15 protein-coding genes are annotated in these 13,675 nt (G+C 44.9%); 10 read left to right on the top strand and 5 right to left on the bottom strand.

Annotated features, from left to right (window positions below; all coding sequences use genetic code 11):
• Positions 1–127: 127 nt before the first annotated feature.
• Positions 128–1,075: an ABC transporter substrate-binding protein gene (locus ACXHJ2_RS19070; RefSeq protein ID WP_165082800.1), complete on the top strand. Its 948-nt coding sequence runs from the start codon at positions 128–130 to the stop codon at positions 1,073–1,075.
• Between the two features lie 162 nt (positions 1,076–1,237).
• Here the strand turns inward: ACXHJ2_RS19070 and ACXHJ2_RS19065 are convergent, their stop codons facing one another.
• A complete protein-coding gene (locus ACXHJ2_RS19065; RefSeq protein ID WP_017426198.1) occupies positions 1,238–1,669 on the bottom strand; it encodes a hypothetical protein in 432 nt (143 codons plus the stop codon).
• 195 nt (positions 1,670–1,864) lie between these two features.
• Between ACXHJ2_RS19065 and ACXHJ2_RS19060 the strand changes: the two genes are divergently transcribed.
• From ACXHJ2_RS19060 to ACXHJ2_RS19050, 3 genes are all read left to right on the top strand, one after another.
• Entirely contained in the window at positions 1,865–2,164 is a 300-nt protein-coding gene (locus ACXHJ2_RS19060) for a hypothetical protein (RefSeq protein ID WP_025364061.1), read from the top strand.
• Positions 2,165–2,438: 274 nt separating this feature from the next.
• Positions 2,439–3,263, top strand: a complete 825-nt coding sequence (locus tag ACXHJ2_RS19055) for an alpha/beta hydrolase (RefSeq protein WP_016819801.1) — start codon at positions 2,439–2,441, stop codon at positions 3,261–3,263.
• A 92-nt stretch (positions 3,264–3,355) separates the two neighbouring features.
• A complete protein-coding gene (locus ACXHJ2_RS19050) occupies positions 3,356–4,147 on the top strand; it encodes a dioxygenase family protein (RefSeq protein ID WP_165082798.1) in 792 nt (263 codons plus the stop codon).
• Positions 4,148–4,219: 72 nt separating this feature from the next.
• Here the strand turns inward: ACXHJ2_RS19050 and ACXHJ2_RS19045 are convergent, their stop codons facing one another.
• Both ACXHJ2_RS19045 and ACXHJ2_RS19040 read right to left on the bottom strand, forming a co-directional pair.
• Positions 4,220–5,143 (bottom strand): hypothetical protein, encoded by a 924-nt coding sequence (locus tag ACXHJ2_RS19045; RefSeq protein WP_165082796.1) that lies wholly within the window; start codon positions 5,141–5,143, stop codon positions 4,220–4,222.
• Positions 5,144–5,464: 321 nt separating this feature from the next.
• Positions 5,465–5,983, bottom strand: coding sequence for a DoxX family membrane protein (locus ACXHJ2_RS19040; protein ID WP_013369513.1), 519 nt, complete (start codon positions 5,981–5,983; stop codon positions 5,465–5,467).
• 250 nt (positions 5,984–6,233) lie between these two features.
• Here ACXHJ2_RS19040 and ACXHJ2_RS19035 point away from each other — a divergent pair, with 250 nt between their 5' ends.
• From ACXHJ2_RS19035 to ACXHJ2_RS19015, 5 genes are all read left to right on the top strand, one after another.
• Positions 6,234–7,328 (top strand): DUF3048 domain-containing protein, encoded by a 1,095-nt coding sequence (locus tag ACXHJ2_RS19035; RefSeq protein WP_165082794.1) that lies wholly within the window; start codon positions 6,234–6,236, stop codon positions 7,326–7,328.
• A gap of 188 nt (positions 7,329–7,516) precedes the next feature.
• The gene (locus ACXHJ2_RS19030) at positions 7,517–8,131 is read left to right on the top strand and encodes a DUF47 domain-containing protein (RefSeq protein ID WP_013369515.1); all 615 of its coding nucleotides are present in this window, start codon (positions 7,517–7,519) and stop codon (positions 8,129–8,131) included.
• Positions 8,132–8,145: 14 nt separating this feature from the next.
• The gene (locus ACXHJ2_RS19025) at positions 8,146–9,135 is read left to right on the top strand and encodes an inorganic phosphate transporter (RefSeq protein ID WP_013369516.1); all 990 of its coding nucleotides are present in this window, start codon (positions 8,146–8,148) and stop codon (positions 9,133–9,135) included.
• A 241-nt stretch (positions 9,136–9,376) separates the two neighbouring features.
• Positions 9,377–10,825: an amino acid ABC transporter substrate-binding protein/permease gene (locus ACXHJ2_RS19020; protein WP_013369517.1), complete on the top strand. Its 1,449-nt coding sequence runs from the start codon at positions 9,377–9,379 to the stop codon at positions 10,823–10,825.
• Positions 10,818–11,546, top strand: coding sequence for an amino acid ABC transporter ATP-binding protein (locus ACXHJ2_RS19015; RefSeq protein WP_013369518.1), 729 nt, complete (start codon positions 10,818–10,820; stop codon positions 11,544–11,546). The genes ACXHJ2_RS19020 and ACXHJ2_RS19015 overlap by 8 nt, the downstream gene beginning before the upstream one ends.
• 123 nt (positions 11,547–11,669) lie before the next feature.
• Here the strand turns inward: ACXHJ2_RS19015 and ACXHJ2_RS19010 are convergent, their stop codons facing one another.
• Complete coding sequence (locus ACXHJ2_RS19010) at positions 11,670–11,852, bottom strand: hypothetical protein (RefSeq protein ID WP_128574126.1); 183 nt, start codon at positions 11,850–11,852, stop codon at positions 11,670–11,672.
• A gap of 233 nt (positions 11,853–12,085) precedes the next feature.
• Here ACXHJ2_RS19010 and corA point away from each other — a divergent pair, with 233 nt between their 5' ends.
• Positions 12,086–13,045, top strand: coding sequence for a magnesium/cobalt transporter CorA (gene corA / locus ACXHJ2_RS19005; RefSeq protein ID WP_165082792.1), 960 nt, complete (start codon positions 12,086–12,088; stop codon positions 13,043–13,045).
• 6 nt (positions 13,046–13,051) lie between these two features.
• On the opposite strand, the gene ACXHJ2_RS19000 is transcribed toward corA, so the two are convergent.
• Positions 13,052–13,558 carry a hypothetical protein gene (locus tag ACXHJ2_RS19000; protein WP_013369521.1) on the bottom strand — a complete coding sequence of 169 codons (507 nt, stop codon included), beginning with the start codon at positions 13,556–13,558 and terminating at the stop codon, positions 13,052–13,054.
• Positions 13,559–13,675 lie beyond the last annotated feature (117 nt).

The raw sequence follows: 13,675 nt of genomic DNA, 5'->3' as shown, positions 1-13,675 counted from the left end.
AATAGGATTAGGTTACATATGAAATCTAAAGCTGCACATGATGCAGCGTGCGGAACAACAACGAAGTAGAAGTTTTGACGATTTAACATTATAAAATAGAGCTTCTATAGTATAGGAGAGAATATTCATGAGAAAAAATAGATTTGAGGGTTCAGGGCTTAAACGTTCATGGGTAGCCCTGTCTCTTGTGGCATGCATGATCATGCTGTCCGCTTGTGGACAAGCAGCAGACAAACAGGCTAGCGATACGAAAGCGGACGATAGTGCCCAAACCACCATTAGTACGGATTCGCGTATTGCCTCAATGTCTATTCATTTGACAAATAATCTTCTGGCATTGGGCATTACTCCAGCAGGTTCAGTTATTGGTGGAGATGTGAAGGATTTTCTGCCCCATGTAAAAGATCGTCTTCAAAATACTCGTAAGCTGGGAGTTGTCACAGACCCTGATATGGAAGCGGTACTGGAGCTTCAACCTGATCATATCTTCCTCGACAAAAAATATTCGGGAACTGATGTGGCCAAGTTTGAAAAAATTGCACCAACCGAGGTTTTTGATTTGGATGAAGGTACATGGAAAGATCAATTGAAAAAAATAGCTGCTATGGTTAAACATGAAGCACAGGCAGACACTTTTCTAAAAGATTATGATACACAGAGGGAACGGGTCAAAAAGCTCATTCATTCCAAAATCGGAGACGGGACTGTCATGGCTGTACGTGTCACAGCGAAAGAAGTTCGTGTCATGGGGATGAAGCGTCCAGTAGGACCGTTATTGTATCAGGACTTAGGCTTGAAGCCAGCCAAAGGTGTGGAAAAGATCAACAAGGCCTACCAGGTTGTATCCCAAGAGGTTTTGCCGGATTATAATGCCGATGCCATCCTGGTGATTATTAGTAAAGGTACGGATGCGCAAAAGGTATACAAGCAGCTGGAGGGGAATACAGTATGGCAAGGACTTAAGGCTGTGAAGCAAGGTCATGTCTACATGCTGGACGGACAGCCTTGGCTGGACTATTCCGCGATGGGGCACAAAATTGCATTGGATAATGCAGAACAACTATTTTCCAAATAAATGCTAAAGTACAGCAAGCCGTATTTCCCATGCATCTTCTTGCAGGTGGGGATACGGTTTTTCTGACGATCCCAAGCTTCAAGTGAGATAGCTGATTGCAAATAAAAAGGAGCTGCTACGATTCCGTTATGAGGCAGCTCCAGCACTGTGAGAATTGCGAGGTTATGAATGTTTTTTACGCAAAAAAATCGGTTTGAGTCCAATAAAGCCAATAGCCGCAAACACTAAATTCATCCATGGTGAGATTTTGAATACCGGCAGCACACTGCGCAGCGCAAGTCCGGCGACAAGAATGACAACAACCAGTACTACATACATCAAGATGGATTTAAAATTCATTTGGGGCTTCACGGGAGCATGGTCTGGTTGTTGTGTCTCCTCGCCTTCTTCAGGACGATCCATGAAATTCATCAGTGCTTCAACCAGCAGAATGGCACCTGCGGCGATGATGATGAGGGTGGAAAGGCTAATTTTTTCAAAAGGTTTGATATCCCCGCCTGTAAATGTGATAAACCAACCGATAATCGCCTGTGTCAAGAAAAACATGGACAAGGCAACCCATGCAATAAGCGTATAATTTTTTGCTTTATTCATTGCTTCCTCCTGCTTTATGATCGTATTCCAAACTGATGGAATCGCCATTTTGTAACAAAGACAGTATACGTGAGGAAACGCCGGATGGCAAAAGGCTTATCCATTATGTATATTACCGCCGCATTCTCCTCAAACTGGATACAGGGTGAGCGCATGGAGCAACCTGAATATAAAACGTTGAGAGGATGTGGCATCATGGAACTGGAGAACCAGGCAGATTATTCGGTCCAAAAACGACTGACAGGTGCTCCGAACGGGAACAGTGGGGGAGCCTTGCTTGCAAACGTGAGTCACCGGAGCGTTCAAGGGACATCTCCAACGTACCGTATATTGGACGATACTGAATTGGCTGAGGACACAGAATTTGCAGGTGAACTGGGTGAACAGAGCTACCGCAGCCTGTGGCATGAGGATCAAAATAACGGCGCCTCTTGTAAACTGGAGTGGGAGGGACGAGTCGAAACCCACCAAATGTTCAGGCACAGCTACGAATAGCAAGTCGTCTACTTTAATGTAGAGATTGCACTCTAATAAGCGAGTAGTATGGCGTTCTCCGACAAGCATTGGGGAGCGCCATTTCTTTACTTCCATATCGGTATGAACTGACAGGTTGACAAGGAAGCAGGGCGATGATAGACTGACTTTACTATAAAACTTATTAAACTTATCGGAATTAAAGTGAATGAATATTCTGGATGGATATTCCACGTTACTATATGAGCTTGAATGATGAAATGCTGTAATGAAGCTTGAAACAGGGGGAATCAGGATGGAACGGCAAATTGGAATTCGTTTTGAAAATGAGGAACTGGCCGCTACAATTCATTATCCAAACCGTACAAATGAGGGAGAGCGTCAAAGACGTGTTCCACTCGTTGTCATTTGCCACGGTTTTGTGGGCAATCGAATCGGAGTCGATCGATTATTTGTCAAGACTGCGCGTGAACTGGCTGAAGGGGGGTATTTTGTACTGCGCTTTGATTTTGCCGGTTGTGGAGAAAGCACGGGTGAATACGGCAAGCAGGGGCTCGAATCCATGATCAATCAGACACGCACCGTGTTGGATTACGCCGTGAATTGCGCGGACATTGACCCGACCAAGGTGACGCTGATCGGTCACAGTCTGGGGGGCGCAGTTGCCCTTCTCACAGCCGTTCGGGACAAGAGAGTACAGAACCTGGTCCTTTGGTCAGCTGTCGGTTATCCGTTCAACGACATTGTCAAAATTACGGAGCGAAGCGTATACGACGAATCTGTTAAAACCGGTCATGCAGACTACCTGGGCTATAAGTTCACACCAGCTTATTTTGAGTCACTAGCTCAATTCCAACCGTTCCAGGAGGCCGTTAAATTTAACGGTGATGTGCTCGTTATTCATGGCACCTCGGATGATATTATTCCTGTGGATTATGCGTTTCTGTTTCAAAAGGTATTCTGGATGCGTCCAGAAGGACGCTGTGATAAGGAAATTATTTTTCAGGGAGATCACACTTTCTCATCAGGTAAAGAGCGGCAACAGCTGATTGACCGCACACTGGAATGGCTGGATGAACAAGAAAATATTCAACGGGATTGGCAGCACTGGATGATCTGATTTCAGGGTGTAACGGTTTGTATTGGAAATTGTGCCTCCGCCGGAGTAAAATGAAAGAGTAACACTATACTGGCGTGTGGAGGTTGGCAGCGATGACATTACCCTCAATTTTTGTTGCGCATGGTTCACCGACACTGGCTGTAGAAAATAACGCATATACCAGTTATCTTGCAAAGCTGGGCGCGAGCCTGCCCCGACCCAAAGGAATTGTCATTTTTTCCGCGCATTGGGATAGCCCCGATCAATGTATCGGCGCGGATGATCAGCATGCAGCGTTGCACGATTTCTACGGCTTTCCTGAAGAAATGTACACTCTTGATTACCCTGCACCAGGCGATCCAAAGCTGTATGAGGAGATAGGGCATCTGTTCAGTCAGCATAACCTGTTCCACCAGCCGGTTCGGAACCGGGGACTGGATCATGGAGCATGGGTGGTTTTGCGGCATATATATCCTGATGCGGACATACCGGTCGTACCCTTATCCATTGATTCACGGCGCGATCCTCAGGAGCAATACGAGATTGGACGGATGCTGGCGCCACTGCGTGATCAAGGGATTTTGATCCTCGGTAGTGGAGGCTTGGTCCACAACTTGCGGACACTCAAGCAGACGAGTGAGCCAGCCGATTGGGCCGTTCAATATGATGACTGGATCGCACAGCAGCTTCAAGACTGGAATTTGCGTCATCTGTTCCAATATGACAAGAAGGCTCCGTATGCCAAGCAGGCGGTTCCTTCGTATGGAATAGAGCATTTTTCACCTTTGTTTTACGTGATGGGAGCTGCCGATCATGATCGCTCCGCGCGTAAGCTTTTTCAGTCGTATGTCCTTGGCTCATTGAGTCTCAATTGTTGGGCTTTTGGTCAAGAAAGTGATCTGTAAATGTAAGAATAAGAACTTCCGAAACCACATGATGTGTGGGGTTGGAAGTTCTTTTGGTCTGTTCCTCTTTGATTAATTAGCAGGCACGTTCTTTTTTAGCCAGGCGGATACTTGCGTAGTTCGCTTATCTTCATTTTGATCTAGTAGTGTCATAAATGCCTTTAGCTTTTGAATGTAGGGACTCTTCGAATCCCTGTTGCGCTGAACGACGAGCTGATATCCTTTTTTGGCATTGGGGCGAATCTTGTTGGTGTCATCATCGAATAATGGTGTATTGTTCGTACCATAAAAAGTATAGAAGAAATAGAGATCATGTAATGATTTGACTGCTTGTGTACGATTGGAATGTGGATATTGGGTTATAAACGACTCTTGCGCCAGCACTCTTCCGGCTAACTGTTGATAACCGATGTGTAATGCTGCATCCTTGGTAGCCGGCTGTCCAGATTCCGTCGCCATGATGTCAATATAGTCGCGGATATCTGCGGTAATGTTATTTCCGAATACTTTATATTTCTCATAATTGATGACTGGGTAAAACATGCCTTCTGCGGTTTCAAGTTTGTAGCCGGCATCTCTTGATTGAGTGAGTAGCTTTTTCAGCTTTGTATCACTTGTCCGGCTCATTACATTAGTGAACGAATCACCAGGTTTATAGACTTGATTAATCTTAGTTTGAATAGAGGTCGGATATAAGGCCTGTGCATATGAATCCAATTGCTGTTTCTGTGCATTTTCCAAGTGTAGTACTAGGATGGTAGCTTGAGAGGCCGGAATGGATTGGATATGCTTTTGTAAATAAGTGAATGCCTGAGGTAGCTTACCTGGTTGGCGAAGTAGCTGCTCGAAGGTTTTGGAAATATGTTGTACAACTTCTGCTTGAGATATTGTAGTAGATGTCGCTGCTTTGGCTGATGTCGTAGATCCCAATCCGATCGTCTGTACTGTGAAAATTACTGCTGCGAGCATGAGATAGGCTTTGGTGATTTTTTTCATGGTATAACCCTCCATTAGGTTCTTTGATGTAACTGTAGTGTACAAGGTAAATGTATCGTGAACATTCCATGTTGTATCCAACTTGTAAACGTTCGGGGGAAAGATGAACCCGAAAAAGGAGTCTCCAAGTCAGGATGGACTTGAGGACTCCTTTGTTCATTTAAATAGAGGAGGGTGCAGCATAGCCACACATACAAGCAGCATAGCTGCACAAAAACACCGAAGAGAAGGAGCATAGCTGCAAAAAACACCAAAGAGAAGCAGCATAGCTGCACAAAAAAACAACCATTAGCCAGAGGATAACGGTTGTTTTTTGGATAGTTAAGCTATTTTTCGATTGGGGTCCGTTTGATAAGTATCTTTATTTTTACCAAACAGTCCACGCAGGAAGGGCAGTACCCAACGGTCAAAGCCGATTCTTCCGGCATTTGCACCAGCAACGATAAGGAAGATTTCAACCAACAGGTAGATTGCATTGGTGCTTACTGTACCCGAGAACAGGAACGAGAAGTTCATAACCATAGCCATCAAAGTAGCCAGTGTAGTCAATGTACCAAGCAGCAGGCCAACCCCGACCAAGAACTCACCCAATGGGATCAGGACGTTGAACAAACCGACATTCGGCAGGGCAAAGGCTTCAAGGAACGATCCCCACCAGCCTTGTACAGCGGGGTGATCTCCGCCTGTTTTAGCAATGGCCCCCGAAATAAATCCACCTGCATCAAATCCGCCAGTCAGCTTCTCAAGTCCGTGGGTCATCCATTCATAACCTAGATAAACCCGTACTACAGTCAGCAGCCACATTGCTACTTTGTTCTCACGTAACCAGTTGTTAAACATTCAAATCACTCCTCTTTCTTAATCTATAATGATGGGTTGTATTTCATTTTGTTTGGGATGATCATCTTTGCTACACCTTTATTGTATTAGGTTCAGTTACAGTTATTTGTGATAAAAATCACAAACTCTAAATATTTTTTAAATTTTAATGTCTTTAGATAAGTATTCTATAGAGAGGTAATGCCTCAATCAAGACAAAAACAGGAAATAAAGCTTATAATGAGAAAAATAACGATGTGGAGGGATGAACTTGTCTGGGCCCATGTTTCAACGAAATCATTGGTTGCGTGTGATGGCCTCAGCTCTGTTATGCATGACAATGATATCTTGTTCTGCTTTGTCCAATACGGGTGAATCTGAATCCGTTCCCCAACCGAACCAGCAAGAAACAGAGAAGAAGGTGCTTGAACCGCCTAAGGAGCCATCTGTTCCGGCATTTACAGCTCCGCTTACCGGGCTTCCGGTGGAGCAGCCTGTTTTGGAGCGGCCACTGGCTGTCATGATTAACAATGCCCCGGCTGCGCGTCCACAGGCAGGGCTTAGCCAGGCAGACATGGTATATGAGGTTCTTGCAGAAGGCGGAATTACCCGTTTGGTAGCTTTTTTCCAAAGTCATGGTGGAGATGTGAAGATCGGTCCGGTCCGCAGTATTCGGCCGTATTTGATTGAACTAGGCGAAACCTATGGTGCGTTACCGATACATGCAGGGGGAAGTACAGATGCCTATGCGATTTTACAGCAGCAGCGGAAGGAGCATCTGGATGAGATTTCAAATGGAGGGGCTTATTTTTGGCGAAGTAAAGATCGTCGTCCACCACATAATTTATACACAGATGTGAGCAGGCTACGTAAAGGAAGCGAAAGCAAAGGATATACCAAGCAGACGGAAGTTCCAGTGTATCCTTATCTCAAAACCGGCGAAACTCCAGTTATGGTGGACGAGAGTGCCGCATCTGTGCACATCCGGTTTTTGCTAAAAAGCTATCGCGTATCTTATACCTATGATCGAGCCGATCAACGATATAAGCGTTTTGTGAACGAAAAGTCACATCTGGATCAAAATAATAACCAACAGCTCTCAGCGGCTAATGTTATTGTGATGAGCACGAGGCATCGAACGCTGGATGATGTAGGCAGACTAAGCGTTGAACTGGACGGTAGCGGAGAGGCCATGGTGTTTCAACAAGGACAGTTAATACGTGCTGAATGGCAGCATACATCTGGCGATGCGATTCGGTTTATGAAAAATGGGGTTGAAATCCCGTTAACACCAGGTACATCCTATATACATGTAGTACCTGCAGATACTTCACTAACGGAACATGTAACGTTTGAAGCGAATTAGAAAACGTAATACACCTATTTAGGAAAAAATTGTCGGATAATGACCCTCTATGTCGGGCATTGTATACGTATATCTAGAAATTTGCTTTTACAAACATTACAAAAACATTGATGAGTGTGATAAGATAGCAAAGGTTGTCTATTGCAGTCGAAACAGGTTGCGGATATTTTCGTAAAGGGGTAATCGTTATGAGATTGAAGAAAAAGGATATATTCTTCGAGACGTTGGAAAATATGGCAGATACGATCGTGCAAGCAGCCGATTATTTTGCCCAACATACTTCAAATTTTCAAGATGTGACTTTGTTTACCAATGAGATGAAGAAGTATGAAAATAAGTGTGATGATTACACACACACGATTATTACTGAGTTGAACAAGACCTTCATTACGCCGCTGGAACGCGACGACATCATGGAACTGACAACGACCATGGATGATGTGCTGGACGGTCTTGAAGCGACAGCCTCTCGTTTTTATATGTACAACATTACAGAACCGGACGAGTATATTGTGCAGTTCGCTGATATTTTGCGTCAATCAGCTTACGAAATTCAGAAGGCTGTACATTTGCTTTCACAGAAAAAATTGTTGGCTATTCGTGAATACACCATTCGCCTAAATGATTTGGAAAATCAGGGGGATGAATTATTGCGTATTTGCATCAAAAACCTGTTTGCAACTGTAACTGATCCTATTGAACTGATTAAACGTAAAGAATTGTACGAACGCCTTGAAACGACAACGGATTCATGCGAGGATGTTGCAAATATGCTGGAATCCATCATTATGCGTAACTCGTAAGGGAGTCCTTTTACATGGATACAAGTTTACTGGTACTAGGTATTGTTATTTTTCTTGCTCTGGCATTTGATTTTATTAATGGATTTCATGATACGGCGAACGCGATTGCTACTTCGGTCTCGACCCGTGCGTTGACGCCGCGACGTGCGATTATTATGGCTGCGGTTATGAACTTTCTCGGAGCTATCTTGTTTACCGGGGTTGCCAAGACCATTGGTGGAAGTGTCGCTGACCCTACCAAGCTTACAAACGGTATTGATATCGTTATTGCGACGCTGATCGCTGCGATTATCTGGAATCTTCTAACCTGGTGGTTTGGTATTCCTTCATCCTCCTCTCATGCATTGATTGGTGCGTTGGCAGGGGCGGTGTATGTAGGTGCGGGACAGGATAAATTAAATTGGAGCGGCTTCATCGGGATTGTTGAGGGGCTTATTTTCTCCCCGTTGATTGCTTTTGTTGTCGGTTACATTGTGATGATGATTTTGAAATACATCTTTGCTTATCGTAGTCCGCATACAGTGAACAAAGGTTTCCGCACCATGCAGGTCATTACGGCAGCTATCCAGTCGTTTACGCATGGTACGAATGATGCTCAGAAGGCGATGGGGATTATCACATTCGCACTCGTCTCCGCAGGGTATCAAGACCATTTGGAAGTACCCATGTGGGTGAAAATTTCAGCTGCAACCGCTATGGCACTGGGTACGTCTATTGGTGGTTGGAAGATCATCAAAACGATGGGAACCAAGATTTTCAAAATTGAGCCAATCAATGGATTCGCAGCCGATGTTTCGGGAGCTTCTGTTATTTTTACAGCTACCATGCTTCATTTACCAGTAAGTACCACTCATGCCATTACTTCGGCGATTCTGGGTGTTGGTTCTGCGAAGCGCTTTAGCGCAGTTCGCTGGTCATTAGCTGGTCGTATTGTAATAACCTGGGTAATAACGATTCCAATTTCTGCGCTGTTGTCAGGTTTAATTTTCAAAATTCTTTTCTAGTTTTCTTCATGAATCCCTGAAAAAGAACATACAATATAGGATACACAATAAGCTTCCGTCCGCTTTTTGCGGCAGGGGCTTATTGGCATTCTGGGGCAAAAATACATCTTCAGAGTTCACACATCCAGATAGTTCCATGAGATGTTTTTTAAAAAATACCTGACATCAAAGTAGTCAATTTTTAATAACTCCTGTAGAATAAACAGAAAACTTTGAACCGTTCAACTGACTGGAGGATCTTATGCAAAAACCAAGAAAACTAATAGCACTCATGATTTGTTTGTTTTCTGTGGTTGCCCTGGCCGGTAATTTCGGTGTAGTGGCTCACGCAGAAAATAAAACAAAGTATGATATCGGCACGGATACAACGTTCGCGCCTTTTGAGTTTGAAGATGTAAATGGGAAATTTGTGGGAATCGACATGGATTTACTGGCAGCTATTGCTAAGGATCAGAATTTTGAGTATACCATTAAGCCACTTGGCTTTAACGCGGCAGTGCAGGCACTTGAAACGAATCAAGTAGATGGTGTCATTGCCGGGATGAGTATTACCGATGAACGCAAGCAAAAATTTGATTTTTCTGAACCCTATTTTGACTCAGGTGTTGTCATGGCGGTCCGTAAGGATAATGATACGATTAAACGCTATGAGGACTTGAAAGGACAGCGTGTCGCTGTCAAAACAGGAACAGAAGGCTACACGTTCGCGGAATCCATTAAGGCGAAATATGGCTTTACTACAGTTCCGTTCGACGATTCTTCTCAGATGTATGATGAAGTTAAAACAGGTAACTCGGTTGCCTGCTTTGATGATTATCCGGTACTGGCATACGGTGTGACTCAGAATAATGGTCTTAAGCTGGTGACTGATAAGGAAAAAGGCGGTTCTTACGGTTTTGCTGTCAACCAAGGCAAAAATGCGGAGCTGCTGGAGAAATTTAATGCAGGGCTTGTGAATCTTCGCAACAGCGGGGAATATGACAAGATCATGTCGAAATACCTTGGTGAATCCGGCAAAGGTGTGGCCCCTGTAGAACGTAGCCGCTGGGAGCTCATTTCCGCTTCGCTGCCTGCTTTGATTAAAGGGATGGGAAATACGCTGTTGTACACCCTGGTATCCTTGCTCGTAGCCTTTTTGCTGGGACTAGTGTTTGGCTTTATGAAAGTTAGCCATAACAAGGTGTTCCGCGGTATTGCAACTGTTTTCGTTGATGTATTCCGTGGTATTCCACTGATCGTACTTGCATTCTTTATTTACTTCGGTATCCCACAGGCACTCGATTTTAAAATGCCGCTTTTTGTCGCGGCGGTGTTGACGTTATCTCTAAACGCTGGTGCTTATGTGACCGAAATTATCCGCGGGGGTATTCAGTCCATTGATCCAGGACAAATGGAAGCAGCTCGTTCGCTTGGTTTGCCATACCGGACAGCCATGCTGAAGATCATTTTGCCACAAGCAGTGAAAATCATGATCCCGTCGTTTATCAATCAGTTGGTTATTACGTTGAAGGATACGTCAATTTTGTCAGTTATCGGTCTGGTTGAATTGACCCAATCGGGCAAAATCATTATTGCGCGGACGTTCCAATCCTTTGATATTTGGCTGGTCGTTGCGGTGATGTATCTTATCGTCATTACAGTCCTGACCAAAATTTCCAACCGTCTTGAAGGGAGAGTTCGCCGTGGGTAAAATTATCGTTAAAAACCTGAAAAAAAGCTATGGCAGTAACCAGGTGCTAAAAGGCATTGACATGCAAGTACGGGAAGGCGAAGTTGTATGCGTCATTGGCCCTTCTGGTTCAGGGAAAAGTACGTTTTTGCGTTGTATGAATATGCTGGAGGAAATTACAGCTGGTGAGGTCATCGTCGATGACTACAAATTGGGTGACAAAAACGTGGACATTAACAAGGTCCGTGAAAATATAGGTATGGTGTTTCAGCATTTTAATCTGTTCCCGCATATGACGGTGCTCAAGAACATTATGTTCGCACCGACTGAACTGGGGAAACAGACGAAGACAGAGGCCCGTGAGACAGCTATGAAACTGCTGGATCGCGTAGGTTTGGCCGATAAGGCAGATGCATTGCCAGGACAGCTTTCAGGCGGTCAGAAGCAACGTGTGGCGATTGCACGTGCGCTGGCAATGAACCCAGACATTATGCTGTTCGATGAGCCAACCTCGGCGCTTGATCCTGAAATGGTGGGCGAAGTGCTCGGCGTAATGAAAGATCTGGCTCGCGAAGGCATGACGATGATGATCGTTACGCATGAGATGGGCTTTGCACGAGAAGTAAGCGACCGTGTCGTATTTATGGATGGTGGCTATATTGTGGAAGAAGGAACACCGCAAGAGGTATTTGGTAATCCGAAAAACGAGCGGACTATAAGTTTCTTAGAAAAAGTACTATAAATGGGGCAGGGTTTGCCGGGAGTGCAGGTGAAGACATAGGAGACCGCTCCGCGTTCCATTTGATCTTTCGATCGCTGTTGCCCTCGAATTTTTTCGATTATATAAGACCTATATGGTGAAAATTCAAGGGCAAAGGCGAGCGCTTCGCTTCTCCAGATTCAAATGTACCGCTCCGCTACTGCCCGCTGAATCTGCTCCTTTCTTGGCAAAAGCCTGCCCCACTTTTAAATAGGTGGGGATAGGCAGAGGGAATTGGCGCAGCGCTCTGCTTGCTGCGCCGAGGGGGATATAGCGAGTAAGCATCATTCGATTTGAATGGTGGAACCGGGCATCCCACAACTGTATAAGAAATGAAAAAAGATTTAAGGGGTAACGAATGAATTATTTTAAGGATATCTTCGGGAGCGTGCTGGCCCGGAGATATCCTTTTCTTCATTAGAGCATATGAAACCTAGAACTTGAGATTTGTATAATGTGGAATGGCTTATATAAAATATAAATAACACATAAGACGGCAGTATATGCGAGGGGGACGTACGGTGATACGTACATTGGCTATAAGTCATGATCATCAGGTGACGGTGGGACAACCATTGGAGCAGATTGTCATGGAAGATTACATATGGATCTGGGCTGACTTTAACGAGCCTACAGATTGCGAGTCGGAGCTGCTGACGAGTTATTTTCATTTTCACCCGCTGGCTGTAGAGGATTGTATGCATGTTCTGCAACGTCCCAAGTTGGATTATTACGAGAATGTACAGTTTCTGGTGGTACATGCGCTTGATGTAGATACATTAGAGGCGGAAGAGGTAGATATGTTTATTAGCAGCCGTTTTTTGGTTACATATCACCATCATGAACTAGAGGAGCTGGATCAGGCCTGGGAGCGGATTGTCGAGCATGCGAACGAACGCAAAATATGGTCTCGCGGACCGCTGGCTGCAGCTTATACGGTGATGGACAAGCTGGTTGACAACTATTTTCCGAGCCTTTTCATCATTGAGGATGAATTAGCCGAGCTTGAAGGTTTGGGTGCACACGAATCGGTAGAGGAATTAATGAAGCAGGTATTTGACCTGCGTGGCAGGTTGCTCAAGCTGCGGCGCACGATCGTACCGATGCGTGATCTGATGTACCGAGTTTTGAATTCACAGCATGTGCAGGGTCAGGGGGATCATATGGCTTATTTTACTGATATCTATGATCATTTATTGAAGCTGACGGACATGCTGGAGGCCGACCGCGAGATGACAGCCGACCTGAGAGACAGTTACATATCGCTTAATTCCAATCGCATGAATTCAATTATGAAGACGCTGACTGTAATTACAACTGTTTTTATGCCCTTGACGCTGATTGCAGGAATTTATGGTATGAATTTTTCGAATATGCCCGAGTTGGGCTGGAAATATGGATATTTTGGCGTATTGTTCTTTATGTTCTTATTGAGTGTTGCGATGGTGGTGTGGTTTATGCGCCGAGGTTGGTTTAAATAAAATAGCCTACTTTCTTGTGCGTTTGCGCGGACGTCTGCGTGGGGTAGTGGTACTTTTGCGCTGTGTCTTTTTCCGGCGTCGGCGTGGTGGTGTATATTCATCCAGTTCCTCAGTAATTGGTGTTGTCGTTTTTTTGCTTGCGTTTTTGTTGAATGCTGGGAGCGAGCCCATAATCAGTTTTGCCATCGGAGCAAATTGCTGCACGCTAGACATGATCTTTTGTACCTTGCCGACCGTAGCAACAATCCCGTCAATACCGCCCATACGGTCAATAATACCTTTAATATCGTTGAGATTACCAAGACCGCCAAGCAGCCCTCCTTTGGCTGGGGCGGGGTCTGGCGTGACCACGGCGGAATCTGTTATACTCGCTGGTGCCTCATAAGGCACCACGGCGGAGGAATCGACTTGCGGAACCTCGCTGTATGGATCAAGTCCAGGATAAGGAGTTGAACTATACGGATCGGAAATGGAACGCGTTTGCGCCCTCCGATGATAGTAATGTCCAGGCATGAGATCACATTCCTTTGCAGATTGATACTCTACTGTATGTTACAAACGCACAGTGGGTTTAGGCGCGTGTCCCGAAATTAGGTATAAAAGCGGATTTGGGCATTCGCACAGTATGTT

This window comes from Paenibacillus sp. ALE3, assembly GCF_054113405.1.
The sequence above is the reverse complement of the archived record's forward strand: the minus strand, read 5'-3'. Positions and strand labels throughout refer to the sequence as shown.